At 56.7% G+C, this 25,718-nt stretch carries 25 protein-coding genes and 1 pseudogene; 12 read left to right on the forward strand and 14 right to left on the reverse strand.

Features of this window, described 5'->3' with window-relative positions:
- Positions 1-498 precede the first annotated feature (498 nt).
- The 6 genes from ACMGEE_RS00945 to oppF all read left to right on the forward strand — a co-directional run bounded on the left by ACMGEE_RS00945 (position 499) and on the right by oppF (position 7,834).
- Entirely contained in the window at positions 499-2,118 is a 1,620-nt protein-coding gene (locus ACMGEE_RS00945) for an ABC transporter substrate-binding protein (RefSeq protein ID WP_436829488.1), read from the forward strand.
- Positions 2,119-2,264: 146 nt separating this feature from the next.
- Positions 2,265-3,893, forward strand: coding sequence for an oligopeptide ABC transporter substrate-binding protein OppA (gene oppA / locus ACMGEE_RS00950; protein WP_369894657.1), 1,629 nt, complete (start codon positions 2,265-2,267; stop codon positions 3,891-3,893).
- A gap of 77 nt (positions 3,894-3,970) precedes the next feature.
- Entirely contained in the window at positions 3,971-4,891 is a 921-nt protein-coding gene (oppB, locus tag ACMGEE_RS00955) for an oligopeptide ABC transporter permease OppB (RefSeq protein ID WP_253453790.1), read from the forward strand.
- 14 nt (positions 4,892-4,905) lie between these two features.
- The gene (gene oppC, locus ACMGEE_RS00960; protein WP_125287740.1) at positions 4,906-5,814 is read left to right on the forward strand and encodes an oligopeptide ABC transporter permease OppC; all 909 of its coding nucleotides are present in this window, start codon (positions 4,906-4,908) and stop codon (positions 5,812-5,814) included.
- An 11-nt stretch (positions 5,815-5,825) separates the two neighbouring features.
- The gene (locus ACMGEE_RS00965) at positions 5,826-6,839 is read left to right on the forward strand and encodes an ABC transporter ATP-binding protein (RefSeq protein WP_253453792.1); all 1,014 of its coding nucleotides are present in this window, start codon (positions 5,826-5,828) and stop codon (positions 6,837-6,839) included.
- Complete coding sequence (gene oppF / locus ACMGEE_RS00970) at positions 6,836-7,834, forward strand: murein tripeptide/oligopeptide ABC transporter ATP binding protein OppF (protein ID WP_253453794.1); 999 nt, start codon at positions 6,836-6,838, stop codon at positions 7,832-7,834. The genes ACMGEE_RS00965 and oppF overlap by 4 nt, the downstream gene beginning before the upstream one ends.
- Before the next feature lie 39 nt (positions 7,835-7,873).
- Here oppF and ACMGEE_RS00975 read toward each other — a convergent pair whose 3' ends face one another.
- Positions 7,874-8,197 (reverse strand): HI1450 family dsDNA-mimic protein, encoded by a 324-nt coding sequence (locus ACMGEE_RS00975; protein ID WP_125287737.1) that lies wholly within the window; start codon positions 8,195-8,197, stop codon positions 7,874-7,876.
- A 45-nt stretch (positions 8,198-8,242) separates the two neighbouring features.
- A complete protein-coding gene (cls, locus tag ACMGEE_RS00980; protein ID WP_253453797.1) occupies positions 8,243-9,703 on the reverse strand; it encodes a cardiolipin synthase in 1,461 nt (486 codons plus the stop codon).
- 146 nt (positions 9,704-9,849) lie between these two features.
- On the opposite strand from cls, the gene ACMGEE_RS00985 reads away from it, so the two are divergent.
- Positions 9,850-10,023: a YciY family protein gene (locus ACMGEE_RS00985; protein WP_125287735.1), complete on the forward strand. Its 174-nt coding sequence runs from the start codon at positions 9,850-9,852 to the stop codon at positions 10,021-10,023.
- A gap of 46 nt (positions 10,024-10,069) precedes the next feature.
- Here the strand turns inward: ACMGEE_RS00985 and ACMGEE_RS00990 are convergent, their stop codons facing one another.
- Positions 10,070-10,168 (reverse strand): YoaK family small membrane protein, encoded by a 99-nt coding sequence (locus ACMGEE_RS00990; RefSeq protein ID WP_148101246.1) that lies wholly within the window; start codon positions 10,166-10,168, stop codon positions 10,070-10,072.
- Positions 10,169-10,189: 21 nt separating this feature from the next.
- Positions 10,190-10,486: a YciI family protein gene (locus ACMGEE_RS00995; RefSeq protein WP_253453799.1), complete on the reverse strand. Its 297-nt coding sequence runs from the start codon at positions 10,484-10,486 to the stop codon at positions 10,190-10,192.
- A 201-nt stretch (positions 10,487-10,687) separates the two neighbouring features.
- On the opposite strand from ACMGEE_RS00995, the gene tonB reads away from it, so the two are divergent.
- The gene (gene tonB / locus ACMGEE_RS01000; protein ID WP_301251630.1) at positions 10,688-11,431 is read left to right on the forward strand and encodes a TonB system transport protein TonB; all 744 of its coding nucleotides are present in this window, start codon (positions 10,688-10,690) and stop codon (positions 11,429-11,431) included.
- Positions 11,432-11,491: 60 nt separating this feature from the next.
- On the opposite strand, the gene yciA is transcribed toward tonB, so the two are convergent.
- The 3 genes from yciA to ACMGEE_RS01015 form a co-directional block, all read right to left on the reverse strand.
- Positions 11,492-11,911: an acyl-CoA thioester hydrolase YciA gene (yciA, locus tag ACMGEE_RS01005; RefSeq protein WP_253453803.1), complete on the reverse strand. Its 420-nt coding sequence runs from the start codon at positions 11,909-11,911 to the stop codon at positions 11,492-11,494.
- 40 nt (positions 11,912-11,951) lie between these two features.
- Positions 11,952-12,488 (reverse strand): septation protein A, encoded by a 537-nt coding sequence (locus tag ACMGEE_RS01010; protein ID WP_436829489.1) that lies wholly within the window; start codon positions 12,486-12,488, stop codon positions 11,952-11,954.
- 62 nt (positions 12,489-12,550) lie between these two features.
- Positions 12,551-13,276, reverse strand: coding sequence for a YciC family protein (locus ACMGEE_RS01015; protein WP_436829490.1), 726 nt, complete (start codon positions 13,274-13,276; stop codon positions 12,551-12,553).
- Between the two features lie 349 nt (positions 13,277-13,625).
- Between ACMGEE_RS01015 and ompW the strand changes: the two genes are divergently transcribed.
- Positions 13,626-14,261, forward strand: a complete 636-nt coding sequence (gene ompW, locus ACMGEE_RS01020) for an outer membrane protein OmpW (protein WP_253453809.1) — start codon at positions 13,626-13,628, stop codon at positions 14,259-14,261.
- A 70-nt stretch (positions 14,262-14,331) separates the two neighbouring features.
- On the opposite strand, the gene ACMGEE_RS01025 is transcribed toward ompW, so the two are convergent.
- From ACMGEE_RS01025 to ACMGEE_RS01050, 6 genes and pseudogenes are all read right to left on the reverse strand, one after another.
- Complete coding sequence (locus ACMGEE_RS01025) at positions 14,332-14,646, reverse strand: BON domain-containing protein (protein WP_436829491.1); 315 nt, start codon at positions 14,644-14,646, stop codon at positions 14,332-14,334.
- A gap of 271 nt (positions 14,647-14,917) precedes the next feature.
- The gene (trpA, locus tag ACMGEE_RS01030) at positions 14,918-15,724 is read right to left on the reverse strand and encodes a tryptophan synthase subunit alpha (RefSeq protein WP_253453811.1); all 807 of its coding nucleotides are present in this window, start codon (positions 15,722-15,724) and stop codon (positions 14,918-14,920) included.
- Complete coding sequence (trpB, locus tag ACMGEE_RS01035; RefSeq protein WP_253453812.1) at positions 15,724-16,914, reverse strand: tryptophan synthase subunit beta; 1,191 nt, start codon at positions 16,912-16,914, stop codon at positions 15,724-15,726. The genes trpA and trpB overlap by 1 nt, the downstream gene beginning before the upstream one ends.
- Positions 16,915-16,960: 46 nt before the next feature.
- A complete protein-coding gene (gene trpCF / locus ACMGEE_RS01040; protein WP_253453814.1) occupies positions 16,961-18,319 on the reverse strand; it encodes a bifunctional indole-3-glycerol-phosphate synthase TrpC/phosphoribosylanthranilate isomerase TrpF in 1,359 nt (452 codons plus the stop codon).
- A 1-nt stretch (position 18,320) separates the two neighbouring features.
- Positions 18,321-19,911, reverse strand: a pseudogene (trpD, locus tag ACMGEE_RS01045) (bifunctional anthranilate synthase glutamate amidotransferase component TrpG/anthranilate phosphoribosyltransferase TrpD).
- Positions 19,911-21,470 (reverse strand): anthranilate synthase component 1, encoded by a 1,560-nt coding sequence (locus ACMGEE_RS01050; RefSeq protein ID WP_436829492.1) that lies wholly within the window; start codon positions 21,468-21,470, stop codon positions 19,911-19,913. The pseudogene trpD and the gene ACMGEE_RS01050 overlap by 1 nt, the downstream one beginning before the upstream one ends.
- A 274-nt stretch (positions 21,471-21,744) precedes the next feature.
- Here ACMGEE_RS01050 and rnm point away from each other — a divergent pair, with 274 nt between their 5' ends.
- Both rnm and ACMGEE_RS01060 read left to right on the forward strand, forming a co-directional pair.
- Positions 21,745-22,608 carry an RNase RNM gene (rnm, locus tag ACMGEE_RS01055; RefSeq protein WP_301251638.1) on the forward strand — a complete coding sequence of 288 codons (864 nt, stop codon included), beginning with the start codon at positions 21,745-21,747 and terminating at the stop codon, positions 22,606-22,608.
- Positions 22,609-22,646: 38 nt separating this feature from the next.
- Positions 22,647-23,267 carry an L-threonylcarbamoyladenylate synthase gene (locus ACMGEE_RS01060; protein WP_369894660.1) on the forward strand — a complete coding sequence of 207 codons (621 nt, stop codon included), beginning with the start codon at positions 22,647-22,649 and terminating at the stop codon, positions 23,265-23,267.
- Positions 23,268-23,354: 87 nt separating this feature from the next.
- Here ACMGEE_RS01060 and ACMGEE_RS01065 read toward each other — a convergent pair whose 3' ends face one another.
- A complete protein-coding gene (locus tag ACMGEE_RS01065) occupies positions 23,355-23,981 on the reverse strand; it encodes a serine protease (protein ID WP_436829493.1) in 627 nt (208 codons plus the stop codon).
- Between the two features lie 860 nt (positions 23,982-24,841).
- Between ACMGEE_RS01065 and rluB the strand changes: the two genes are divergently transcribed.
- Positions 24,842-25,708 carry a 23S rRNA pseudouridine(2605) synthase RluB gene (gene rluB, locus ACMGEE_RS01070; RefSeq protein WP_253453824.1) on the forward strand — a complete coding sequence of 289 codons (867 nt, stop codon included), beginning with the start codon at positions 24,842-24,844 and terminating at the stop codon, positions 25,706-25,708.
- Positions 25,709-25,718 lie beyond the last annotated feature (10 nt).

Below are 25,718 nucleotides of genomic sequence, written 5' to 3' on the forward strand. Positions count from 1 at the left end.
GCTGCCCTTTTTTGGTGCGAGTATTCTTCTGGCTTAACCAGCTGCGCAGATTATTAATGTAATTACTGAAAAATAACCTTTTTTCAGAAGCTCATCAGAAAATGTTATTTCAATAACAAATTTTATCGCTGTTATGATGCGTGCATCACACAGTAAATGTCATGATAAAGGTTTCATCTATTATTTTATGCTGAGAAATAGGGGTTAAAGCCTCATCTCTGCTGCAACATACAAATAACGGCAAGAAATAGCGGATTTTTAAAGGAATTATTTCCAAATCAAAGGGTTGCCTTTTGTTTTTTGTTCAAAATAAGTTATGTATTCGTTAACTTCTGCGTAATAAAAGCGAATTGGTTAACATTTTCGTTATTTTACCTTGGCGCGAAAAGTCGGCATCTGATAGGTTTTGCTGCAGCGGACAAAACTGGCATCAGATGTGCAAAGCCTGTCAGGCAACGTTTACGTCAGAAATTTTCGTACAGAGGTAGAAATCGTTTAATGAGATTATTGCTGAAGCCTCTGAAGCTGGCCGTCGCTGTCTGTAGCGCGTTGACCGCTTCCTCCCTGAGCGCTGCGCCCGCAGGCATTGCACTGGCCCCGCAGCAAAGCATCACGATTAATAACGGCGGCGAAGTCTCCACGCTCGACCCGCAAAAAATTGAGGGCGTGCCGGAAAGCAACGTGGTGATCAACCTGCTGGAAGGGCTGGTGGCGACCGACAACAATGGCCATATCGTGCCGGGTATGGCCGAGAGCTGGCACAGCGAGGCGGGCAAGGTCTGGAATTTTACGCTGCGTAAGGCCACGTGGAGCAACGGCGAGCCGGTAACCGCACAGGATTTCGTTTACAGCTGGCAGCGCCTGGCCGATCCGCATACGGCTTCACCCTATGCCAGCTATCTGCAATACGCGCATATTGAAAACATTGACGAGATCCTGGCCGGAAAAAAACCACCGACAAGTCTTGGCATCCGCGCGGTTGACGACACTCATCTACAGATAGTGCTGAGCGAGCCGGTACCTTATTTTATCGCGCTGGCGGCCTACGCGGCACTGAAGCCGGTAAACCGTAAAGCCGTCGAACAGTGGGGCGAGAAGTGGACGCAGCCTGCGCACTACGTCGGCAACGGCGCTTATACCCTCAGCGACTGGGTAATCAACGAAAAAATCGTGCTGAAGCGCAATCCTCACTACTGGAACAATGCGCAGACCACTATCGAAACGGCCACCTTTCTGCCCATAACGTCTGAAGCGACCGATGTTAACCGCTATCGCAGCGGCGAAATCGATATGACCAACAGCGTGCTGCCGCCCGAGCTTTTCCCCATGCTGAAGGAAACGCTGGGCACTCAGGTGCGCGTCAGCCCGCTGCTGTGCACCTTCTATTATGAACTGAATAATAAGCGACCGCCGTTTAACGATCCGCGCGTGCGTACAGCGGTCAAGCTGACTCTGGATCGCGATATTATCGCCAACAAGATTATGGGGCAGGGGCAGATCCCGGCGGGCGGGTTTACGCCGCCTTTTATTGACGGCGCGGACTTACCTCCACCGGCCTGGATGAAGCTGACGCAGCAACAGCGCAACGAACAGGCGAAGGCCTTGCTGAGCGAGGCAGGCTACAGCGCGGAAAAACCGCTGCGTTTCCGGCTGCTTTATAACACGTCCGATTTAAATAAAAAGCAGGCTATCGCTGCGGCTTCAATGTGGCAGAAAAACCTGGGCGCGCAGGTCACGCTGGATAATCAGGAGTGGAAAACCATGCTGGATACCCGGCATCAGGGCGATTTTGAGGTGGCTCGCGCTACCTGGTGCGCCGACTACAACGAACCTTCCACCTTTCTTAACGCCATGCAGAGCCAGTCTTCCAACAACACGGCGTTCTATAAAAGCGATAAATTCGACGAGCTGTTGGCAAAAACGCTGTCGGCTGACGATGCCGCGCAGCGCGCCTCGCTTTATCAGCAGGCCGAGCAGCAGCTCGATCGCGATTCCGCTATCGTTCCCGTCTATTACCGCGTCAGCGCAAGGTTGATCAAGCCCTGGGTTGGCGGTTTTACCGGTAAAGATCCGCAGGATCAGCCGGATATAAAATATTTATATATTATAAACCATTGATTTGTAAGGAAGGTAATAGCTAGTGATGACAGCAGCCAGGGCAAATAAAAAACGGCCGTGACGTATTCGTTCCCCGTCATGAGCCGTGGCCCGGCAAAGAGGGATAGCTAAAGCGTCCCGGTAATAATAAAAACTGGAGTAGCAAAATGACCAACATCACGAAAAAGCGCCTGCTGGCGCTGGGTATTCTGAGCGCGCTGACCGGCATGGCATCGGCCGCCACGGTGCCCGCAGGCGTGCAGCTTGCCGCTAAGCAGGAGCTGATTAAAGGCAACGGCGACGAAGTGCAGTCGCTGGATCCCCATAAAATTGAAGGCGTGCCGGAATCTAACGTCAGCTACGACCTGCTGGAAGGGCTGCTGATCAACGACACCAACGGCCATCCCATTCCGGGCGTGGCGGAAAGCTGGGAAAACAAGGACGGCAAGGTCTGGACTTTCCATCTGCGCAACAACGCTAAATGGTCTAACGGCGAGCCGGTCACCGCACAGGATTTCGTCTACAGCTGGCAGCGCCTGGCCGATCCTAAAACGGCATCGCCTTACGCCAGCTACCTGCAATACGGGCATCTGGCCAATATCGACGATATTATCGCGGGCAAGCAGAAGCCCGACCAGCTGGGCGTAAAGGCGCTTGATGCGCACACGCTTCAGGTCACTTTGACCGAATCGGTGCCTTATTTTTATAAGCTGCTGATCCATCCATCCATGTCGCCGGTTTATAAACCCGCTATCGACAAGGCTGGCGAAAAGTGGACGCAGCCGGAAAACTGGGTCGGCAACGGCGCCTATAAGCTACAGGAACACATTATTAACGAGCGCATCGTCGTGGTGCGCAACCCGCAGTATTGGGACAACGCGCATACCGTGCTCGATAAGGTTACCTTCCTGCCGATCCCTTCTGAAGTTAACGACGTTAACCGCTACTTCAGCAGCAACGGCAGCGATATGACCTACACCAACCTGCCGATCGAGCTGTTTAAAAAGTTGCAAAAAGAGAATCCGAAGGAATTGCGCGTCGATCCTTATCTCTGCACCTATTATTACGAACTCAACAATCAGAAAGCGCCTTTTAACGATCCTCGGGTCCGCACCGCGCTGAAGCTGGGGCTGGACCGCGATATCATGGTCAATAAAGTGCTGGCGCAGGGTCAGCAGCCCGCCTGGAGCTATACACCGCCGGCCATTGACGGCGCCGATTTAGTCAAGCCGGAATGGATGAGCTGGACGCAGGAGAAGCGTAACGAAGAGGCGAAAAAACTGCTGGCGGAAGCGGGCTACACTGCCGATAAGCCGCTGACCTTCGAGCTGCTTTATAACACTTCCGATCTGCATAAGAAGTTGGCTATCGCCGTCTCGTCGATCTGGAAGAAAAACCTGGGCGTCAATATCAAGCTGAATAACCAGGAGTGGAAAACCTTCCTGGATACTCGTCATCAGGGCAATTTTGACGTGGCGCGCGCCGCCTGGTGTGCGGACTATAACGAGCCGACCTCGTTCCTGAACACCATGCTCTCCGACAGCAGCAACAATACCTCGCACTATAAATCGCCAGCCTTCGATAAAATTATGGCGTCGGCCACGGCGGCCAGCGACGAGGCGGCCCGCAGCAAGGCCTATACCCAGGCGGAGCAGCAGCTGGATAAAGACTCAACCATCGCGCCGGTGTTCTACTACGCCAATACGCGCCTGGTTAAGCCTTACGTCGGCGGCTATACCGGCAAAGATCCGCTGAACTATCTCTACGACAAAAATCTCTACATCATCAAACACTAAAAAAAATCGGGGGAGGGACGCTTCCCCCACGTAATTCTTTTGAGCAGTGCTGAAGCACAGGCCAGCAGGTACGGGCAATGTTAAAATTTATTTTTCGTCGTTTTCTGGAAGCGATTCCGACGTTACTGATCCTGATTACTATCTCTTTCTTTATGATGCGCCTCGCACCCGGCAGCCCTTTTACCGGCGAGCGTACGCTGTCGCCCGAAGTGATGGCGAACATCGAAGCCAAATATCATTTAAACGATCCCATCTGGAAACAGTATCTGGACTATTTGATCCAGCTGGCGCGCGGCGATTTCGGGCCGTCGTTTAAATACAAAGACTATTCGGTCAACTACCTGGTCGGACACGCCTTTCCGGTATCGGCCAAACTGGGTTTTGCTGCTTTTATCCTGGCGATTGTGCTGGGCGTGACGGCGGGCGTAATAGCCGCGCTGAAGCAGAACAGCAAATGGGATTTCCTGGTGATGGGCGTGGCGATGACCGGCGTGGTGATCCCCAGCTTTGTGGTGGCGCCGCTGCTGGTGCTGGTGTTCGCCATCGTGCTGAAATGGCTGCCGGGCGGCGGCTGGAACGGCGGGGCTATCCAGTACATGATTTTGCCGATGGTGGCGCTGTCGCTGGCCTATATCGCCAGTATCGCCCGCATCACGCGCGGATCGATGATCGAGGTGCTTCACGCCAACTTTATCCGCACGGCGCGCGCTAAAGGGTTGCCGATGCGCCGCATTATTCTGCGCCACGCGTTGAAGCCTGCGATGCTGCCGGTGCTTTCCTACCTTGGCCCGGCGTTTGTCGGCATTATTACCGGTTCAATGGTTATCGAAACCATTTACGGCCTGCCGGGTATTGGGCAGCTGTTCGTGAATGGCGCGCTGAACCGCGACTACTCGCTGGTGCTCAGCCTGACCATTCTGGTCGGCGTGTTGACCATTCTTTTTAACGCGATCGTTGACGTGCTTTATGCGGTTATCGATCCAAAAATTCGTTATTAATCGCGGAGTTCGCCATGATACTGAGTAAGAAAAACAGCGAAGCTCTCGACGCCTTTAGCGAAAAGCTGGAGATCGAAGGCCGCAGCCTGTGGCAGGACGCCCGCCGTCGCTTTATTCATAACCGGGCGGCGCTGGCCAGCCTGAGCGTGCTGGTGCTGATTGCGCTCTTTGTGATCTTCGCGCCCATGCTCTCCTCGTTCACCTACGATGATACCGACTGGGGCATGATGTCCAGCGCGCCGGATATGGTGTCTAAGCACTACTTCGGCACGGACTCGTCGGGACGCGATCTGCTGGTGCGCGTGGCGATCGGCGGACGGATCTCGCTGATGGTCGGCATCGCTTCCGCGCTGGTGGCGGTGCTGGTGGGCACGCTTTACGGCTCGCTGGCCGGTTACCTGGGCGGCAAAGTCGATTCGGTGATGATGCGCCTGCTGGAAATCCTTAACTCCTTTCCGTTTATGTTCTTCGTGATCCTGCTGGTGACCTTTTTTGGCCGTAATATCCTGCTGATTTTCGTGGCGATCGGGCTGGTTTCCTGGCTGGATATGGCGCGTATCGTGCGCGGCCAGACGCTGAGCCTGAAGCGCAAAGAGTTTATCGAGGCGGCGCATGTCGGCGGCGTCTCTACCGCCAGCATCGTGCTGCGCCATATCGTGCCTAACGTGCTGGGCGTGGTGGTGGTTTATGCCTCGCTGCTGGTGCCGAGCATGATCCTGTTTGAATCCTTCCTCAGCTTCTTAGGCCTGGGCACGCAGGAGCCACTGAGCAGCTGGGGCGCGCTGCTCAGCGACGGCGCCAACTCGATGGAAGTCTCGCCGTGGCTGCTGCTGTTCCCGGCCGGTTTTCTGGTGGTGACGCTGTTCTGTTTCAACTTTATCGGCGATGGTCTGCGTGATGCCCTCGACCCGAAAGATCGCTAAGGAGTTTCCCGATGAACGTTACACAACTACAGCCAGCGATGGCCACGCAGGCGGGAAGCGAACTGCTGCTGTCGGTAAAAGATTTGCGCGTGACTTTCACCACGCCGGACGGCGATGTGACCGCCGTTAACGACCTTAATTTTGACCTGCGGGCGGGCGAAACGCTGGGCATCGTCGGCGAGTCCGGCTCCGGCAAGTCGCAGACGGCTTTTGCACTGATGGGGCTGCTGGCGGGCAACGGGCGCATCGGCGGCTCGGCGCGTTTTCGCGGCAATGAGATCCTCAACCTGCCGGAAAAGCAGCTTAACCGGCTGCGGGCGGAACAGATCGCGATGATTTTTCAGGATCCCATGACCTCGTTAAATCCCTATATGCGGGTGGGCGAGCAGCTGATGGAAGTGTTGCAGCTGCATAAAGGCTTGAGCAGCGCGCAGGCTTTTGAAGAATCGGTGCGGATGCTGGATGCGGTGAAAATGCCCGAGGCGCGCAAGCGCATGAAGATGTATCCGCACGAGTTCTCCGGCGGGATGCGGCAGCGCGTGATGATCGCGATGGCGCTGCTGTGTCGGCCTAAGCTGCTGATTGCCGACGAACCGACCACGGCGCTGGACGTCACCGTGCAGGCGCAAATTATGACGCTGCTCAACGATCTGAAAAGAGAGTTCAACACCGCGATTATTATGATCACCCATGATTTGGGCGTGGTGGCGGGCATCTGCGATCGCGTGCTGGTGATGTATGCCGGACGTACGATGGAGTACGGCAAAGCGCGCGATATCTTCTATCAGCCAACGCACCCTTATTCGATTGGTTTGCTCAACGCCGTGCCGCGCCTCGACGCGGAGGGCGAATCCCTGACCACCATTCCCGGCAATCCGCCCAACCTGCTGCGGCTGCCAAAAGGCTGTCCGTTTCAGCCTCGCTGTCCGCACGCGATGGAAATTTGCGCCACGATGCCGCCGCTGGAGCCGTTTGGACAGGAGCGGCTGCGCGCCTGCTTTAAACCTGCGGAGGAGCTGGTATGAGCACGACAGAAAAGAACGTTCTGCTGGAAATCGCCGATCTGAAAGTGCATTTCGCGATCAAAGACAGCGGGCAGTGGTTCTGGCAGCCGCCGAAAACGCTGAAGGCCGTGGACGGCGTCAGCCTGCGCCTGTACGAAGGCGAAACCCTGGGCGTGGTGGGCGAGTCCGGCTGCGGGAAATCAACGCTGGCCCGCGCCATCATCGGGCTGGTCAAGGCCACGGAAGGGCGCGTCGCCTGGCTGGGCCGCGACCTGCTGGGGCAAAGCGAAGAGGAGTGGCGCAGGGCGCGTAGCGATATCCAGATGATATTTCAGGATCCGCTGGCCTCGCTGAATCCGCGTATGACCATCGGCGATATTATTGCTGAACCGCTGCGTACCTATCATCCTAAAATGGCGCGTCAGGAAGTCAAAGAGCGGGTCAAAACAATGATGATGAAGGTGGGGCTGCTGCCGAACCTGATTAACCGCTACCCGCACGAATTTTCAGGCGGCCAGTGCCAGCGCATCGGCATTGCCCGGGCGTTAATTCTGGAGCCCAAACTGATTATCTGCGACGAGCCGGTTTCCGCGCTGGATGTTTCTATCCAGGCGCAGGTGGTCAACCTGCTCCAGCAGCTACAGCGCGAGATGGGGCTGTCGCTGATCTTTATCGCCCACGATCTGGCGGTGGTAAAACATATCTCCGATCGCGTGCTGGTGATGTATCTGGGTCATGCGGTAGAGCTGGGCACCTATGATGAGGTTTATCAGAACCCGCAGCATCCTTACACCAGGGCTTTAATGTCCGCCGTGCCGATCCCCGATCCCGACCTGGAGAAAAACAAGGTTATCCAGCTGCTGGAAGGGGAACTGCCTTCGCCGATCGATCCGCCGTCGGGCTGCGTATTTCGTACCCGCTGTCCGATAGCCGGGCCGGAGTGTGCCAAAACGCGTCCGCTGCTGGAAGGCAGCTTCCGTCATGCGGTCTCCTGCCTGAAGGTCGATCCGTTATAAAAACCAGACCGCATCCCGGCGACGGGATGCGGCTGCGGTTTATTCACGCCACAGAATATGGCAGAGCTTGTGGTCTTTTTCGCGGCACAGCAGGACGCGAGCGAAGATATCGGTCACCGGGTCGCCGTCGTTTTCTCCCAGGCCAATCACCACCTCGGCAAAAAAGTCCGGGTTCAGATCGAAATCCACATGCTCGGCCCAGTCCTCGGCGGGATCGTGCAGCTCTGCGCCGCCGCGCTCTTCAAACTGAAGATTAAAGAGCAGGATATCGGCCGGATCGAGATTATCGCCCGCCAGCTCCAGAAAAATATCGTAGGCCTGTTCCAGGGTTTCATCTTCGGTAAGGCGGTTATTTAAATCCATAAAATTTCCCATAATGCCCGTCAGGGCTGTGCAATGCCGCTCGTTTTACAACAGCGGGCTGAAGAAATAAAACAGTCGTTCGACAATCCTCTGCCACCAGGCGCGCCGCGTCCACTGTTTTGCATCCAGCAGCCGCGAACGGGCGATATAATCATCCTGTACGCGCGCCAGATCGCCGCCGAAACCGTCATCATCAATCACCAGCGTAATCTCGAAATTGAGCCACAGGCTGCGCATATCCAGGTTAACCGTGCCGATGAGGCTCAGCTGCCCGTCAACCAGCACGCTTTTGGTATGCAGCAGGCCTTCTTCAAACTGATAAATTCTGACGCCCGCTTCCAGCAGTTCCGCAAAAAAAGCGCGGCTCGCCCAGCCTACCAGCAGTGAATCATTATGTCTTGGCACGATAATGCTCACCTCGACGCCGCGCTGCGCGGCGGTACAGATAGCGTGCAGCAAATCGTCGCTGGGCACGAAATAGGGCGTGGTCATAATCAGCTGCTCGCGCGCCGAATAGACGGCGGTCAGCAGCGCCTGGTGAATCAGATCTTCAGGAAAGCCCGGCCCGGAGGCGATAACCTGAATGGTGTGGCCGCTTTCCTGCTCGAAAGGCATAATAGTGCCGTCCGGCGGCGGCGGCAGAATGCGCTTGCCGGTTTCAATCTCCCAGTCGCAGGAGTAAATGATGCCCATGGTGGTTGCCACCGGGCCTTCCATGCGCGCCATCAGGTCAATCCACTGGCCCACGCCCGCATCCTGTTTAAAAAAGCGCGGATCGACCAGGTTCATGCTGCCGGTATAGGCAATATAGTTATCGATCAGCACCACTTTGCGATGCTGGCGCAGATCCATGCGGCGTAAAAAGACGCGCAGCAGGCTGACTTTCAACGACTCCACGACATCAATGCCCGCGTTGCGCATCATCGCGGGCCAGTCGCTGCGGAAAAACTGCACGCTGCCGGCGGAGTCCAGCATCAGCCGACAGTGAACGCCGCGCCGCGCCGCCGCCATCAGCACTTCCGCCACTTCATCCGCCATGCCGCCGGGCTGCCAGATATAAAACACCATCTCGATATTATGGCGAGCCAGCTGGATATCGCGGATCAGCGCCTGCATCGTATCGTCCGTAGAGGTGAGCAGCTGTAGCTGGTTACCTTTTACCCCGGCGATACCCTGACGGTTTTCACAAAGCTGAAACAGCGAGCGCGCCACGTCGCTGTTATCACGGGCAAAAATATGGTGACAGGATTTCAGATCGTTCAGCCATTTGGCGGTGGAAGGCCACATGGTGCGGGCGCGTTCGGCACGACGCTTCCCCAGATGCAGCTCGCCAAAGGAAAGATAGGCGACGATGCCTACCAGAGGGAGAATATAAATAATCAGCAGCCAGGCCATCGCCGAAGGCACCGCGCGGCGCTTCATCAGAATGCGCAGCGTGACCCCGGCAATCAGCAGCCAGTAACCAAACAGCAGCAGCCAGCTCATTAAAGTATAAAAAGTCGTCATAAAAGCGGAAGTCCTGTTCACCTCTGATTACAGGAGTTTACGTGCAGATCGGAGCGGACGAAACCTTTTCCTCAAGTCATCGGACTTGGCGTAGAGACAGAAGTCTTTATAATGCGGCGCGAGTTTTTGCAAGCGAAGAGGGTAATATGAGACGGAGTAGAAATGAAGTCGCACGCTGGCGCATGTCGCGTCAAATTCAGCGCCGACGGGCGCGCTGGCTGGAAGGGCAGTCGAGACGCTACGGACGGATGCACGCCATTCGCCATCAGCTAAGCCAACAGCAGCGTCGTTCTATTCTGTTTATTACCCAGCTGGTCTGAGCGTAAATACCCGGCCTTGCGCCGGGTTTCTTTTACTGCCTGCGCCTCAGGCGCCCGGCATCCAGGCGCCGCTGGCGATAAACCATATCAGCAGCGCCGCGCCTGCTATACCGACCGCGGCCGGGAAAAGATAGCCAATTTTCATCAGGGTTCCAGGCGGAAGGCGTTAAAACGTGCGCTTAAATGGTTTAACGGCAACCTGCTTATACACGCCCGCGGCGATATAAGGATCGTCCTGCGCCCAGGATTGCGCCTCTTCCAGCGACGAGAACTCGGCGATCACGGTAGAGCCGGTAAAGCCCGCCACGCCAGGTTCGTTGCTGTCCACCGCCGGCATCGGCCCGGCGATAATCAGGCGTCCCTCATCCTGTAACAGCTGCAAACGTGCCACATGCGCGGGGCGAACCGCCTGCCGCTTTGTCAGTGAATCCGCATTATCTTCTGCATAAATTACGTAGAGCACGTTAACTCCTGTCCATCGCTAATGATTGGCGATCACGTTAAGGCATCGTTCGCTATTCTGCAAATGAAAGATGCTCTTGCAGGCGCGGCGCGTAAGGCTAACCGATTTTCTGACAAATTCACGCCTGAAAAGAGGCGAGTTGTTGAAACTGATTGCTATTTGCATTTAAACTTACGCCTCAACTTTTACAGCAGAAAGATTATGACGACGCTGACAGAAACTTCATTTCCTCGCCGACTTTCGCTACCGACCCTGCTTTCCGTGGGTCTGCACGCCGTGGTGATTGGCGGAATACTTTATGCTTCTTTTCACCAGACCGTGGAAGTGCCAAAAGCGTCTCAGCCTATCAGCGTCTCTCTGGTCGCGCCGGAAGTGCAGCCGGAGCCACAGCCAGCGCCCCAGCCTGCGCCGCAGCCGGTAGCGGAGCCTGAACCCGAACCTGAACCCGTGCCGGAGCCGGAGCCGCCTAAAGCGGAACCGGTGCCGATCCCGAAACCCGTTCCCAGGCCTAAACCCAAACCTAAGCCTAAAAAGGAAGTGGTGAAGCCGAAGAAAGAGGTGAAGCCGCGCGAGGAGCCTCGCCAGGCCGCGCCGTTGAATAACGATCGTACGGCTACCGCGACCAAACCTTCTACCGCGCCGAAAACATCGGCAGCGCCTTCAACGGCCGTCTCTTCCGGCCCGAAAGCGATGAGCATTGGCAAACCGGCCTATCCGTCACGCGCCTTTGCGCTGCGTCTGGAAGGGCATGTTCGCGTGCAATTTGACGTGGACAGCTCGGGGCAGGTGGGAAATATCCGCATTCTCGAGGCCGAGCCGCGCAATATGTTCGAGCGTGAAGTGAAAAACGCCATGCGTAAGTGGCGCTATGAGGCGGGCAAGCCGGGCAAGGATTTGAAAATGAACGTTGTCTTTAAAATCAACGGCGGCAGCAGCATTGAGTAACGGGTGATGTTGCCCATCATAAAAAAACGGGAGCAAATTTTGCTCCCGTTTTTTATGCCGTTACGCTTCGCTAAAATGGCTTTTTTCCGGTGGCAGCGGTCGCGATTTGCCTTCGCTGTCAACGGCAACGTAGATAAATACCGCTTCGGTGGTACAGTAGCGCTGGCCAATCGGTTCTGAAGACACCTTCTTAATCCAGACTTCTACGTTAATCGTAATCGAGCTGCTGCCGGTACGAATGCAGCGCGCATAACAGCTGACCACGTCACCTACCGCAACCGGCTTCAGAAAGGTCATGCCGTCAGCCCGCACCGTCACCACGCGGCCGCCCGCGATCTCTTTTGCCAGAATGGCGCCGCCCATATCCATTTGCGACATCAGCCAGCCGCCGAAGATATCGCCGTTGGCGTTAGTATCCGCAGGCATAGCCAGCGTGCGCAGCACCATTTCGCCCTCAGGCTGTCGTTGTTCGTCGCTCATTATCTTGCTTCCGCATAAAAACGCCGTATCCGGCGCTGAATTATTTTTCTTCCTGCGGCATCAGGCGATAGATACAGACGCCGCTGAGCAGGGTGAAGAGCAGAGTCAGGCCGGTCAGGCCAAACACTTTAAAGTTAACCCAGAAATCCTGCGGTAGCCAAAAGGCGACGTAGATATTGGCCAGGCCACAGGCCAGAAAGAATATCGCCCAGGCCACGTTCAGCCTGCGCCACGCGGCCTGCGGTAACGTCAGCTCTTTACCCAACATGCTCTGGATCAGCGTCTGTTTCATCCAGAACTGGCTGTAGAGCAGCGCGGCAGAGAACAGCGTGTAGATAACCGTGACTTTCCATTTAATAAATTCGTCATTATGAAAAACCAGCGTCAGCGTGCCGAAAACGGCGACCAGCACAAAAGTGACGATGGTCATCTTCTCCAGCCTGCGATAAAGCAGCCAGCTGGCCACCAGCGCCAGCGCGGTGGCGACGATCAGCGCGCCCGAGGCGACGAAAATATCGTAGAGCTTATAAAAAACGAAAAAGACCACGAGAGGAAGAAAATCGAGTAACTGCTTCATAAGGGCTTCCGGTTATCAGATCAACATATCGGCTGCGCGCCGGTGAAGCGCGCAGCGACTGATTAACGTAACAGCATATACAGGCGGCTGAGGTAAATGATCAGCAGCGCCGAAACGAGATTGCTTAGCGCGTTCAGCAGCACCGAGGTGACGTTGGCCGGCAGCACGGTCAGCGACGAGGCCATCAGCAGCACCAGCACCTTCGCCAGCAGCCAGCCCAGGATAGCGGGCGCCACCACCTTAACATGTCCCCACACCAGCCGAGTGCTGGCGCGCATCGCGGCGAAAATGCCGACTTTTTCCGCCGTCATGATCATCGGCGACAGCGACAGGATGATAGCGAAAATAATGCCGGGCACCATCAACGCCATAAAGCCGAGCTGAATAATCAGCGTCATAAAAAACACCAGCGGCAGCAGTCGCAGCAGCATCGGCGCGGAAGCGCCCATGGCGCGCAGGGCGCTGACGCGCTCGCCGGCGGTAACCATAGGGATCAGGCAGAGCATCGCGCCCAGCAGCAGCGTATTGCCGACCAGCGAGGCAAGCGTACCCGCAGCGGAAGCGTGCAGCAGCAGCTGCTGCTGTTCTGGCGTCATGGTACGGATCCACTCCATCAGGCTCATTGAGCCGCTGTTGCCATCCGCCAGCCCGGAAATATCAGGCGTCAGCGCATGGCCGATCAGTACCGTAATAAAAGAGGTTAACAGCGCGATCAGTACGATGGTAACAAACTGATGGCGAAAGAAATTTCCCGTGTCACGGTATAACGAAGCCGCCGTGAATAACATGTACACTCCTTGAGAGCCGAATTTAGCGATCCGGCGATTGTACATGGTCTTAAGCCAACCTGGCACCCTGGCTTACACAACTTTCGCTTTGGCGATTTCTCGTGCCGTCTGACGTACACCGCCTGCACGCTTCATATAACACTATCTGGCCAATAAACCCGCATCAGATCACTTTTTAACTTAATTTTTCTTTATGAAATAAAGGTGGTTTTGATCCAGATCAATTTTTAGTGGATTTGCCGTTTATTGTGTTTCTGTGAGGGTGATCTTTCTGAAAATAAAGATAAAATCAGCGCATTAAAAATAAGGGTGACAATTTGCGCTTTTTTCTATGTACACAGGAGTGATTATGAAAATTTCAGTATTGGCCTTGCTGGTCGCGGCCTGCGCGCCGGTAGCCGCTTCGGCACATCAGGCCGGCGATTTCTTTATGCGTGCGGGTTCCGCGACCGTGCGTCCAACCGGCGGCTCGGATAACGTCCTGGGACTGGGCGAATTCGACATCAACAACAATACCCAGCTGGGCCTGACGTTTACCTATATGCTGACCGATCACGTCGGCGTTGAGCTGCTGGGCGCCACGCCGTTCCGTCACAAGGTCGGGCTGGCCTCTACCGGCACGCTGGCTACCGTGCATCAGCTGCCGCCAACGCTGATGGCGCAGTGGTATTTCATGGATAACAACAGCAAGCTGCAGCCCTATGCCGGTATCGGCGTGAACTACACCATGTTTTATGACACCGATTTTAACCAGACCGGCCGCGATGCGGGCCTGAGCAACCTGAGCGTAAAAAACAGCTGGGGCGTGGCGGGCCAGGTCGGCCTGGACTATCAGCTAACGCCGCAGTGGATGCTGAACGCCTCGCTGTGGTACATGGATATTAATACCAAAGTGCGCTTTGACGCGGCGGGCGCAGGCCGCCAGAGTATCGACACCCATATCAACCCGTTCGTGTTCTTCTTTGGCGCGGGTTACCGCTTCTGATCGCCGCCGTCAGACAGCAAAAAGGCGCATACGCTGCGCCTTTTGTCGATCCTGTTACGCCCGAAAAGCGTTATTTGATCTGCATATTATTTACTACGGACTTCACGCCTTTCACGCTGCGGGTCACCTCCACGGCACGGCTGGCCATCTGGGCCGAGCTGACGAAACCGCTGAGCTGTACGCGACCCTTAAAGGTTTCCACGTTGATTTCACGGGACTTCAGCGCTTCATCGTTCAGCAGCTGCGTTTTAACTTTGGTGGTGATGACGGTGTCGTCAATATAGCCGCCTGTGCCTTCCTGCTTTGCCGTTGGCGCGCAGGCGCTAACTGAAACAGCCACAACGGCTGCGATAACCATACCCGTCAACATTTTAAACAGCTTCATGGTAAATCTCCCTGTTATTTCCGAATGGCCTGGGCCGTGATTACAGATTCGCTCTGTAAAAGAAGCGTAGACCTGGGCGGCGAATTTTCCACAAAACAGCGCAAAAAGAGCGTGTTACTTGTTTACGGGGCGGTAAAGCGGCTGCCTGAGGCTACGCGGCTGGCCTGCTCTCGATCGGGCTGGCGTAACGGCTCAGCAATTATTGCTGAGCCGCAAAGAATACTAAACGTACAGGAGGGGCAAAGCCCTGCCAGAGCGACAGGGCGGACGGTTAGCGCGTGGCGGCCTTCAGCTTCGCGACGAAAGCTTCCAGCTCGGCCAGCATCGTGGCCGGTTCATTGTGATGACGCTCGATGATTTTGACGATAGCGGAGCCGGAAATCGCACCCGCTGCGCCAGCGGCAAGCGCTTCCTTCACCTGAGACGGTTCAGAAATCCCGAAGCCCTGTAGCGGCGGCGCGGCGTGGTATTCGGTCAGCTTGTCCACCAGATGATGCAACGACTGGCTGACGCCACGGCTTTCCGTGCCGGTTACGCCCGCGCGGGAAAGCAGATAGGTATAGCCGCGCCCGTGTGAAGCGATCTCGCGCAGCAGATCGTCGCTGGCGTTCGGCGGGCAAATAAAGATCGGCGCAACATTATGCCGCATTGCCGACTGGCGGAACGGCGCGGACTCTTCGACCGGCACGTCTGCAATCAGCACGGAATCCACGCCCGCCTGCTGGCAGCGCGCATAAAAGTTGTCGATGCCGTTGGCGAAGACCAGGTTAGCGTACATCAGCAGCCCGATCGGGATGGTCGGATGCTTCTGGCGGACGGCGGCCAGCAGCTCAAAGCAGTGGCTGGGCGTCACGCCGGCGGCAAAGGCGCGCAGCGTGGCGTTCTGGATGGTCGGGCCGTCGGCCAGCGGATCGGAGAAGGGGATCCCCAGCTCCAGCGCGTCGGCGCCGCCCGCGATCAGCGCATCGATAATTTGCAGCGACAGCTCGGGCGTGGGATCGCCCAGGGTGACGAAAGGCACAAAGGCGCCTTCCTTACGCGCGTTCAGCCGCTGAAAAAGCTGGTCATAACGTTCCATCAGATCTCTCCCTTCGCTGTCAGAATCTCGTGCACGGTGAAAATATCTTTATCGCCGCGGCCGGACAGGTTCACCACCAGCAGCTGCTCTTTTTCCGGCGCTTCACGCATCATTTTCAGGGCGTGAGCCAGCGCGTGGGAAGACTCCAGCGCGGGAATAATGCCTTCGCTGCGGCAAAGGGTTTTAAACGCGTCCAGCGCTTCGTCATCGGTAATGGAAACGTAGTCGGCGCGGCCGATGCTGTTCAGATGCGCGTGCTGCGGCCCCACGGAAGGGAAATCCAGACCGGCGGAAATCGAATAGGACTCCTCAATCTGACCCTCTTCCGTCTGCATCATCGGCGCTTTCATGCCGAAATAGATGCCGACGCGGCCATGCTTCAGCGGCGCGCCGTGCTCGCCGGTTTCAATACCGTGACCGGCAGGCTCCACGCCAATCAGCCCGACGGAAGCCTCGTCGATAAAGTCCGCGAACATGCCGATAGCGTTGGAGCCGCCGCCCACGCAGGCGATAATCGCATCCGGCAGGCGGCCTTCCTGCTCCTGGATCTGCACTTTAGTTTCTTCACCGATCATGCGCTGGAATTCGCGCACTATAGTCGGGAAAGGATGCGGGCCCGCCGCCGTGCCTAACATATAGTGGGCGTTTTCATAGCTGCCCGACCAGTCGCGCAGCGCCTCGTTACAGGCATCTTTCAGCGTGGCGGAGCCGCTGTGCACTGGGATCACCTCTGCGCCCATCAGCTTCATGCGGAACACGTTGGGCGACTGGCGCTCAATATCCTTGGCGCCCATATAGATGCGGCACTTCAGACCCAGCAGGGCGCTGGCGAGCGCCGAAGCGACGCCGTGCTGGCCCGCACCGGTTTCCGCGATAATTTCGGTTTTGCCCATGCGCTTCGCCAGCAGCGCCTGGCCCAGCACCTGATTGGTTTTGTGCGCGCCGCCGTGCAGCAGATCTTCACGCTTCAGGTAAAGACGGGTTTTGGTGCCTTTGGTCAGGTTCTTACACAGCGTCAGCGCAGTGGGGCGACCGGCGTAATTTTTCAGCAGGCCGAGGAATTCCGCCTGAAACTCAGGATCGCGCTGGGCGCTGACAAAGGCCTCTTCCAGCTGTTGCAGCGCGGGCATCAGGATCTGCGGCACGTACATACCGCCGAACTCGCCAAACCAGGGATTTAATAAAGTCATTTCGCTTCCTTATTCGCAGTTGCGCCGCCGTAGCGACGCCAGACGGTCAGTAGGCTCTCAGCGTTTGAAACACCGAGGCGATTTTGTCCGCATCCTTCAGGCCGGGTGCACTTTCGACGCCGGAGTTAAAATCCAGGCCGGCGCAGCCAAGTCGGGCGGCGCTGACGCAGTTGTCGGCGCCCAGGCCGCCCGCCAGCAGCACGTTATCCAGCTTTTCGCCTTCCAGCAGTGCCCAGTCGAAACGGTTGCCGGTGCCGCCGCTGCCGTTGTCAAAGACGTAGCGATCGACGTGCGGCCAGTCGCGGGCAGGCAGCGCGGAACGAATGCTGAACGCCTTCCAGATTTTTACCTCATCCGGCAGCTGACGGCGTAGCTCGGCGACAAAATCCCGATCTTCATCACCATGCAGCTGTACGGCAGAAAGGCCCAGCTCGCGGCTGATAGTGACAACGTCACTAAGGGAGTTGTTACGGAACACGCCGACGTATTTCAGCGCGCCGCCCGCCATCACCGTTTTCGCCTGCTCCGGCGTCACTTTGCGTGGCGAGCCTTCGGCGAAAATCAGGCCGCCGTAGACCGCCCCGGCTTCCAGCGCGCTCCGCGCATCCCCGGCGCGGGTCAGGCCGCACACTTTGTTATCGCCAATAATGACCCGACGCACGGCGGCGGAAAGATCCGCCTCCGACATCAGGGCGGAGCCGATTAAAAAGCCGTTGGCGAAGTGGCTCAGCTCGCGAACCTGAGCATAGTTATTGATGCCTGATTCGCTGATCACCGTTACGCCATGGGCAACTTTAGGCGCAAGACGACGCGTGCGGTCGAGATCGATAGAGAGATCGCGCAGGTCGCGGTTATTGATGCCAACCACTTTGGCGCCCAGCGCGGTGGCGCGCGCCAGCTCTTCGTCGCTAATCACCTCAGTCAGTACGCCCATATTCAGGCTGTGCGCCACGGCGGCCAGCTGGCGATACTGCTCGTCATTCACTACGGAAAGCATCAGCAGGATCGCGTCTGCCTGGTAGTAGCGCGCCAGATAAATTTGATACGGATCGATAATAAAATCTTTGCACAGCACGGGCTGGGTAATGGCGGCGCTGACCACCGGCAGAAAATCGAAGCTGCCCTGGAAATATTTTTCGTCGGTCAGTACCGAAACGGCCGAAGCGTGATCTTTATAAACGCCCGCAATGGCGGCCGGATCGAAATCTTCCCGGATCACGCCTTTTGAGGGCGAGGCCTTTTTGCATTCCAGAATAAAAACGGTTCTGGCGCCTGACAGCGCATGATAAAAGCTGCGGGTCGCCGGTTCGATCTCGTTCTGAAACGAGGCCAGCGGCTGGCGCTGCTGGCGCTCGGCCAGCCAAATCGCCTTATCCTGCACAATTTTGTTCAGTACGGTTTCCATATTATCCTCTTGCTGCCAGCGCGACCACGCGCTCATAGGCCTGGCCGCTGCGGATCGCTTTCAGCGCCTTTTGCGCATTTTCCCGTAAGTCTTCCTGGCCGAAAATCTTCAGCAGCAGCGCGACGTTAACGGCCACGGCCTCTTCGTGCGCCTGCTCGCCTTTACCCTGGAGCAATCGCGTCAGAATGTCACGGTTTTCTTCCGGCGAGCCGCCCGCCAGCGCCTCCTGGGGATGATAGCTCAGGCCAAAATCTTCTGGCGTCAGCTGATAGCTGGTGATTTCGCCGTCACGCAGCTCCGCCACCTGCGTCGCGCTGTGCAGCGCCACTTCGTCCATGCCGCCGCCGTGCACCACCGCCGCGCGCTGATAGCCCAGCACTTTCAGCGTCTGGGCAATCGGCAGCACCAGCTCCGGGCTGTAAACGCCGATCACCGCCAGCGGCGGCCGCGCCGGGTTGATTAGCGGGCCAAGCACGTTGAACAGCGTGCGGGTCTTCAGCTGCTGGCGCACCGGCATCGCGTGGCGGAACCCGGTATGGTACTGCGGCGCAAACAGGAAGCAGACGTTAAGATCGTCCAGCGCCTGGCGCGCCTGTTCGGCTGGCATAGCCAGATTGATGCCGAATGCTGCCAGCAGATCGGAAGATCCGGATTTGCTGGAGACGCTGCGGTTGCCATGTTTTGCCACCTTCAGCCCGCAGGCCGCCGCCACAAAGGCGCTGGCGGTAGAAATATTGATGCTGTTGCTGCCGTCGCCGCCGGTGCCAACGATATCGGCAAAGGCGTACTCCGGGCGCGGAAAGGGTTTGGCGTCCGCCAGCAGCGCCGTGGCGGCCCCGGCGATCTCTTCAGGCCGTTCGCCGCGGATCTTCATGGCGATCAGCGCGCCGGCCAGCTGGGTTGGCTCCAGCTGTCCGGTGACAATGGCGGAGAACAGCTGGTGGCTCTCGTCGCGGGTCAGGGTCTGCGCCTGGTACAGTTTTTCCAGTATTGCGTTCATCATGCTCTCCTTATTTCGCCAGCGCCCAGGCCAGGGTCTGCTCCAGCAGGCGTGCGCCCTGACTGGTCAGAATCGATTCCGGGTGAAACTGGAAACCGCAGACGCGGTCGGCGTCGTGACGCACCGCCATCACCATGCCGTTAAAAGTCGCGTTAATTGTTAGCTCAATCGGTACGTTACTGCCGACCAGCGAGTGGTAGCGTGCCACGGGCAGCGGATTGCTCAGCCCGGCGAACATGGCCGACTCGTCATGGGTGATGGCTGATGCTTTACCGTGCAGGATCTCGCCCGCCTGGCCGACGTGGCCGCCGTAGGCTTCCACAATCGCCTGATGGCCCAGGCAGATCCCGATAATCGGCAGCTGTCCGCGCAGGCGCCGCAGCAGTTCCGGCATACAGCCCGCATCGGACGGCGCGCCAGGGCCTGGCGACAGCAGCAGCACAGGATTGTCCATCTCCTGCAAACGGGCTATCAGCGTGTCGGCAGGCACGTTATTGCGGTAGATCACTACGTTATGACCGAAAGCGCGCACCTGGTCGACGAGGTTCCAGGTAAAAGAGTCGATATTGTCGAGCAGCAGAATATCAGCCATCAGAAAATCTCCTTGCAGTGATGGGCAGTGGCGATGGCGCGCAGCACCGCGCGGGCTTTATTGCGGCTCTCATCGGCTTCCGCCTGCGGGTTGGAATCCAGCACCACGCCCGCGCCGGCCTGAACGGTAGCGATGCCATCCTCGACGTAGGCTGAGCGGATCACGATGCAGGTATCCAGATCGCCGCTGGCGGTAAAGTAGCCGACCGCGCCGCCGTAGCTGCCGCGCCGGGTGCCTTCCGCCTCGGCGATCAGGCGCATGGCGCGAACTTTCGGCGCGCCGCTCAGCGTGCCCATATTCATACAGGCGCGGTAGGCATGCAGCACATCCAGATCCTTACGCAGTTTGCCTACCACGCGGGAAACCAGGTGCATCACAAAAGAGTAGCGGTCGACCTTGGTTAAATCGGCCACGTAGCGGCTGCCCGGCTCGCAGATGCGCGCCAGATCGTTACGCGCCAGATCTACCAGCATCAGATGCTCGGCCAGTTCTTTATGGTCGGTACGCATCTCCAGCTCGATACGGCTGTCGAGATCGCGATCCAGCGAGCCGTCGGCATGACGACCGCGCGGGCGGGTTCCGGCAATCGGATAAATTTCGATCTGGCGGCTGTCGGCCGAATACTTCAGCGAGCTTTCCGGCGAGGCGCCGAACAGGCTGAAATCCTGATCCTGCATAAAAAACATATAGGGGCTGGGGTTGCTGTTCTTCAGCGTGTCGTAGGCGGCCAGCGGCGACGGGCAGGGCAGCGAGAAGCGGCGCGACGGCACCACCTGGAAGATTTCGCCGCTGCGGATGGCTTCCTGCATCTTGCGCACCACGGCGCAATACTCCTCGTCGTTCTGGCTGACGGCAAGCGACATTGTCTCCAGCGGCTGCACCGGAATAGCGGACGCGGGCTGCAGCATCTGGCCGTGCAGCTGTTCGATACGGCGCTGCAGGCGTAAAAATTCGCCGGGCGCTGCCGTAAACAGGCTGGCCTGTAAGCGCGCGCTCTGGCTCTGATGGTCGATCACCAGTAACGTTTCGGCCAGATAAAAGCAGTAATCGGGACAGCGCTGGTCGTTGTCCAGCCCGGGCAGATCTTCAAATCCTGCCACCAGGTCGTAAGCGAACAGGCCGCCAAGCAGCATCGCCTCGCGCTCGTCCGCCGGGCTTTTCAGCAAATGCGGGATCAGGCGCAGCGCGTCGAACACCGACAGCGTCTTCAGACGGGAATCCTCATCCTGCACCGCATTATCCTGCGGAAAACGCAGCTCGCGGCCGTCGGGACGTACGGTATTGATAACCGACTCCGGCAGCGCGGCATCCAGCAGCGGCAGCAGCGCGCGGCCATTCTCCGACAGCGCCTGGACGGTAACGGTATCGTCCAGCGCCTTAATGCGCAGCGCGCTGTCGATAATCAGCAGGCTTTTCAGGTTGCGTTTGCTGTCAATGTCCGCCGACTCCAGCAGCAGCGTAGCGGGACGCGCGCCGCAGAGCTGGTGGAAGAGCGCGGCCGGATCCTCACGGTAGGGCGCGGCGCCGGTAATCAACTTCACTGTAGTTTGCGTTTGCATAAGGTCAGTTCTCAAATTTGGCTAAAAAAAAGGCCCGCTTGCGGCGGGCCTGGGTAGCGTTACAGCGACAGCTGCGTGCACGACTTCTCCGCCCGTTCAGGAAGAAGTACGCCACCAGCCGTTCGTTGTCATTGTGTTTTTCATTTTTCGCTACCTTGTGTGTGAACTTGCGTACTAGTTAACTGGTTCGTGACGGAAATGTCAATACTCTTTTTCTCTTGCCCGCAATTGCGGGTATCATGCAGCGACCTTTTTAGCGCTTTCCGGAGTCGTTTTGTCTGCAACCCCGCTTAATCCCTGGCCCATCTACGATTTACACAGCCACACCCGCGCCTCTGACGGCCTGTTAACGCCTGAAGAACTGGTGCTCAGAGCCGTGGAGCAACGCGTCGGTGTCCTTGCTATCACCGATCACGATTCGGTTGACGGCGTGCAGCCCGCCCGCGAAGCCATCGCCAGACACCAGCTGCCGCTGCGGCTGATAGCGGGCGTCGAAGTTTCTTCGCTATGGGAAAATCACGAAATTCATATTGTCGGACTGGGCGTGGAAGAAGAGCATCCCGTGCTGAAGCAGTTTCTGCAGGCACAGAGCGATCGTCGAATGGTTCGCGCGCAGCTGATAGCTGAACGGCTGGAGAAAGCGCGCATTCCCGGTGCGCTGGAAGGCGCGCTGGCGCTGGCCGACGGCGGCGCGATCACCCGAGGCCATTTTGCCCGCTTCTTAATTGCGCAGGGCAAGGCCGATAATATGGCGCAGGTCTTTAAAAATTACCTGGCGCGCGGCAAAACCGGCTACGTGCCGCCACAGTGGTGTACAATTAAACAAGCCATTGATGCTATTCATCATTCTGGCGGGCGTGCCGTGTTGGCTCATCCGGGCCGCTACGGCCTTTCCGCAAAATGGTTGAAGCGTTTAATCGCCCACTTTAAAGAAGAAGGGGGGGATGCAATGGAGGTCGCACAGTGCCAGCAGGCGCCCAACGAGCGCACGCAGCTGGCGCGTTACGCGCAGGACTACCAGCTGGCCGCGTCGCAGGGATCTGATTTCCATCAGCCCTGTCCGTGGATAGAGCTGGGAAAAAAATTATGGCTTCCGGCCGGTGTGGAAGCCGTCTGGCTGCGCTTTCCTGAAATTTGATCCTGTTCGCCCGTCGCGCGACAGGCATGAGGTCGATTATGAGTCAGTTCTTTTATATACACCCGGAAAACCCCCAGCCCCGGCTGATCAAACAGGCCGTAGAGCTGCTGCATAAAGGGTCGGTCATCGTTTATCCTACGGACTCGGGCTATGCGCTGGGCTGCAGGCTGGAAGATAAAAACGCGATGGAGCGCATCTGTCGCATCAGGCAGCTGGACAGCGACCATAACTTTACGCTGGTCTGCCGCGATCTTTCAGAGCTGTCTACCTATGCGTACGTGGACAATACCGCGTTTCGCCTGATTAAAAATAATACGCCAGGCAACTACACGTTTATTTTGAAGGCGACCAAAGAGGTGCCGCGCCGTCTGATGAGCGATAAGCGTAAGACGATTGGTCTGCGTGTGCCTTCCAATCCGGTGGCGCTGGCGCTGCTGGAGGCGCTGAACGAACCCTTGATGTCCACTTCGCTGATGCTGCCGGGCAACGATTTTACCGAATCCGATCCGGAAGCGATTCAGGAGACGATCGGCAAGCAGGTTGATTTAATTATTCACGGCGGCTATCTGGGGCAGCAACCTACTACGGTTATCGATTTAACCGAAAGTACGCCGCAGGTTGTGCGCGAAGGCGCAGGCGACATTAAACCTTTTCTCTGAATAATATCAGGCTCGTCAAAAAGGCGAGCCTTAATAAATAAACATAGATAATTACTTTTCAGATATTAATACGCGAGCATATTATTCTCACGACGTTGTTTTTTGCAGCCAGTCTTTAAAATCCGCATAAGGAATATAAAGTGACACATCTTTCAACGGTGCGCTACCGGCCTTATGCCTTTTAATCTGATTGGTGAAACCAACTATCACGCCGCCGATTGTATCATCGCCGTTATAGACCGCGCCGCCCGACATGCCTTTCACCACGCCCGCATTGGAAGCCATCGCTACGCAGGGACGCTTGTTCCATTCGTTGCGAATACCGGTCCGCGCCAGGTTAACGCCGGAAGATTCCACCGGCATGGCGGTAATAAAGCTGTAGCCGTACATTTTTACCGGCGCGCCAATTTCACCCTGGCGGAATTTTGGCAGGGTTTTCATGTCGTTTTTATGATAGATAATCGCCAGGTCGCAGTAAGGATGATAAGCCTTAACGCGCTGTACGGAGAGTTTAGCCACGTGAGCGGCAGTCAGGCTGTACTCGGGCGTAATCGGAATGCTGGTACCCAGCGAGCCGACGCCCAGCACGGTAGGAATGCCGGTAAAGTTCATATCGACACGTTTCAGTGCTTCTCTGCTGTACTCATATTTACCTACAGAGCAGCCGGTCAGCGTCAGCAAAGCCAACGCCGCGAGGGGCATTATTCTTTTCATAATAGTTACACTTTGTCGGACACGTCAGTAAATCCCTGGTGAAGATTGACGACGTGCAAGGCCGATGCCGATTGAAATCGGCGTTATACAGGGAGTCGTGCTCCCCTCTGTTTTTTAACTGACGTTTACTGCAAAATAATTTACGACTTAACTAAAATTTTTATTGTGACTGTTTAACAGTTCACTGTGCAGGCTCTTTTTGGCCTGAGTGAATTCTACACAAACTAATTAGTGGATCAAATAAATAAACAGCCGAAAATAATTAAAACCGCAATTACGATGAATTAACTCAATCTAAAATGGCGATAAGCTATTTGTTTGGAGATGGCTTTAGTATTTGCGTTGGTCATTTGTGTTAAGTCAGCTTTAATCACTGACCTGGCGTAAAAAAGTGGTTTTAACATCGGAGAAACATTTTGCTTAATGGATTCACCCTCTGCTGAGGTGGCTATTTGGGTTTAATCAAGGTGAAATTCAGGCGCGGCGCAGTATCGGCAGAAAATACATTAACTTTAATTTAACTTAAAATAACTAAATATATATCAACAAGGCGATAACATTTGCCTTAAATAACGCGGCGCGGCCCGGCGTTAAATTGGCTTAGGGCGGCCGCTTTGGTAAGCGCCGGGAATGAGTGGCCGTCCGTCGATAGCGGGCGACGCCGCCGCTTTTCAGGATGGCGCATCTTTTCCCTGGCAAACGGCCCGGTAGCGTTATCAATAGCCGATAACTTAGTGTAGAATGCGCTTCCCCTGAAAATGGGGCGGGCGTCGCGTGCATTCAGCCGCAAAAAGCCCCGCCTCCTGAGTAACGGCCCATTCATTTTATGACGCCTGGGAAGGCGACAAAGAGGCAGCGCCATGAGCGAAAAATTACAGAAAGTCTTAGCGCGCGCCGGGCATGGTTCCCGCCGCGAAATTGAAACCATGATTTCTGCCGGGCGCGTTAGCGTGGACGGCAAAATGGCCACGCTGGGCGACCGCGTAGAGCCGAGTAAAGCATTAAAAATCCGTATCGACGGCCATCTGGTTTCGGTAGCGGAATCCACTAATGAAGTTTGCCGCGTGCTGGCCTATTACAAACCGGAAGGCGAACTCTGCACCCGTAACGATCCCGAAGGCCGTCCTACCGTATTCGACCGTTTACCCAAGCTGCGTGGCGCACGCTGGATCGCCGTAGGGCGTCTGGACGTTAACACCTGCGGCCTGCTGCTGTTCACAACGGATGGCGAGCTGGCTAACCGTTTGATGCACCCAAGCCGGGAAGTGGAAAGGGAATACGCCGTACGCGTGTTTGGGCAGGTCGATGACGATAAGCTGAAGCAGCTGAGCCGTGGCGTACAGCTGGAAGATGGCCCGGCGTCGTTTAAAACGCTGAAGTTTACCGGCGGCGAAGGCATCAACCAGTGGTATAGCGTTACGCTGACCGAAGGCCGCAACCGCGAAGTGCGTCGCCTGTGGGAATCGGTAGGCGTGCAGGTCAGCCGTCTGATCCGTACCCGCTACGGCGACATCACGCTGCCGAAAGGGCTGCCGCGCGGCGGCTGGACGGAGCTGGATCTGCCGCCGACCAACTATCTGCGCGAGCTGGTTGGGCTGCCGCCGGAAACCACCAGCAAAGTGGCGTTGGAAAAAGATCGTCGCCGTACCAAGGCCAATCAGATCCGTCGCGCCGTCAAGCGCCATACTCAGGTCAGCGGCAACCGCCGTACGACCAGCAAGCGTTAACAGAAAAGGG

The sequence above is a fragment of the Erwinia artemisiae genome (genome assembly GCF_051400835.1).
GTDB lineage: Bacteria > Pseudomonadota > Gammaproteobacteria > Enterobacterales > Enterobacteriaceae > Erwinia > Erwinia aeris.

Coding starts and splice junctions, on each gene's coding strand:
- ACMGEE_RS00945 (WP_436829488.1), top strand. CDS start 499: ATGAGATTATTGCTGAAGCCTCTGAAGCTGGCCGTCGCTGTCTGTAGC.
- oppA (WP_369894657.1), top strand. CDS start 2,265: ATGACCAACATCACGAAAAAGCGCCTGCTGGCGCTGGGTATTCTGAGC.
- oppB (WP_253453790.1), top strand. CDS start 3,971: ATGTTAAAATTTATTTTTCGTCGTTTTCTGGAAGCGATTCCGACGTTA.
- oppC (WP_125287740.1), top strand. CDS start 4,906: ATGATACTGAGTAAGAAAAACAGCGAAGCTCTCGACGCCTTTAGCGAA.
- ACMGEE_RS00965 (WP_253453792.1), top strand. CDS start 5,826: ATGAACGTTACACAACTACAGCCAGCGATGGCCACGCAGGCGGGAAGC.
- oppF (WP_253453794.1), top strand. CDS start 6,836: ATGAGCACGACAGAAAAGAACGTTCTGCTGGAAATCGCCGATCTGAAA.
- ACMGEE_RS00975 (WP_125287737.1), bottom strand. CDS start 8,197: ATGGATTTAAATAACCGCCTTACCGAAGATGAAACCCTGGAACAGGCC.
- cls (WP_253453797.1), bottom strand. CDS start 9,703: ATGACGACTTTTTATACTTTAATGAGCTGGCTGCTGCTGTTTGGTTAC.
- ACMGEE_RS00985 (WP_125287735.1), top strand. CDS start 9,850: ATGAGACGGAGTAGAAATGAAGTCGCACGCTGGCGCATGTCGCGTCAA.
- ACMGEE_RS00990 (WP_148101246.1), bottom strand. CDS start 10,168: ATGAAAATTGGCTATCTTTTCCCGGCCGCGGTCGGTATAGCAGGCGCG.
- tonB (WP_301251630.1), top strand. CDS start 10,688: ATGACGACGCTGACAGAAACTTCATTTCCTCGCCGACTTTCGCTACCG.
- yciA (WP_253453803.1), bottom strand. CDS start 11,911: ATGAGCGACGAACAACGACAGCCTGAGGGCGAAATGGTGCTGCGCACG.
- ACMGEE_RS01010 (WP_436829489.1), bottom strand. CDS start 12,488: ATGAAGCAGTTACTCGATTTTCTTCCTCTCGTGGTCTTTTTCGTTTTT.
- ACMGEE_RS01015 (WP_436829490.1), bottom strand. CDS start 13,276: ATGTTATTCACGGCGGCTTCGTTATACCGTGACACGGGAAATTTCTTT.
- ompW (WP_253453809.1), top strand. CDS start 13,626: ATGAAAATTTCAGTATTGGCCTTGCTGGTCGCGGCCTGCGCGCCGGTA.
- ACMGEE_RS01025 (WP_436829491.1), bottom strand. CDS start 14,646: ATGAAGCTGTTTAAAATGTTGACGGGTATGGTTATCGCAGCCGTTGTG.
- trpA (WP_253453811.1), bottom strand. CDS start 15,724: ATGGAACGTTATGACCAGCTTTTTCAGCGGCTGAACGCGCGTAAGGAA.
- trpB (WP_253453812.1), bottom strand. CDS start 16,914: ATGACTTTATTAAATCCCTGGTTTGGCGAGTTCGGCGGTATGTACGTG.
- trpCF (WP_253453814.1), bottom strand. CDS start 18,319: ATGGAAACCGTACTGAACAAAATTGTGCAGGATAAGGCGATTTGGCTG.
- ACMGEE_RS01050 (WP_436829492.1), bottom strand. CDS start 21,470: ATGCAAACGCAAACTACAGTGAAGTTGATTACCGGCGCCGCGCCCTAC.
- ACMGEE_RS01060 (WP_369894660.1), top strand. CDS start 22,647: ATGAGTCAGTTCTTTTATATACACCCGGAAAACCCCCAGCCCCGGCTG.
- ACMGEE_RS01065 (WP_436829493.1), bottom strand. CDS start 23,981: ATGAAAAGAATAATGCCCCTCGCGGCGTTGGCTTTGCTGACGCTGACC.
- rluB (WP_253453824.1), top strand. CDS start 24,842: ATGAGCGAAAAATTACAGAAAGTCTTAGCGCGCGCCGGGCATGGTTCC.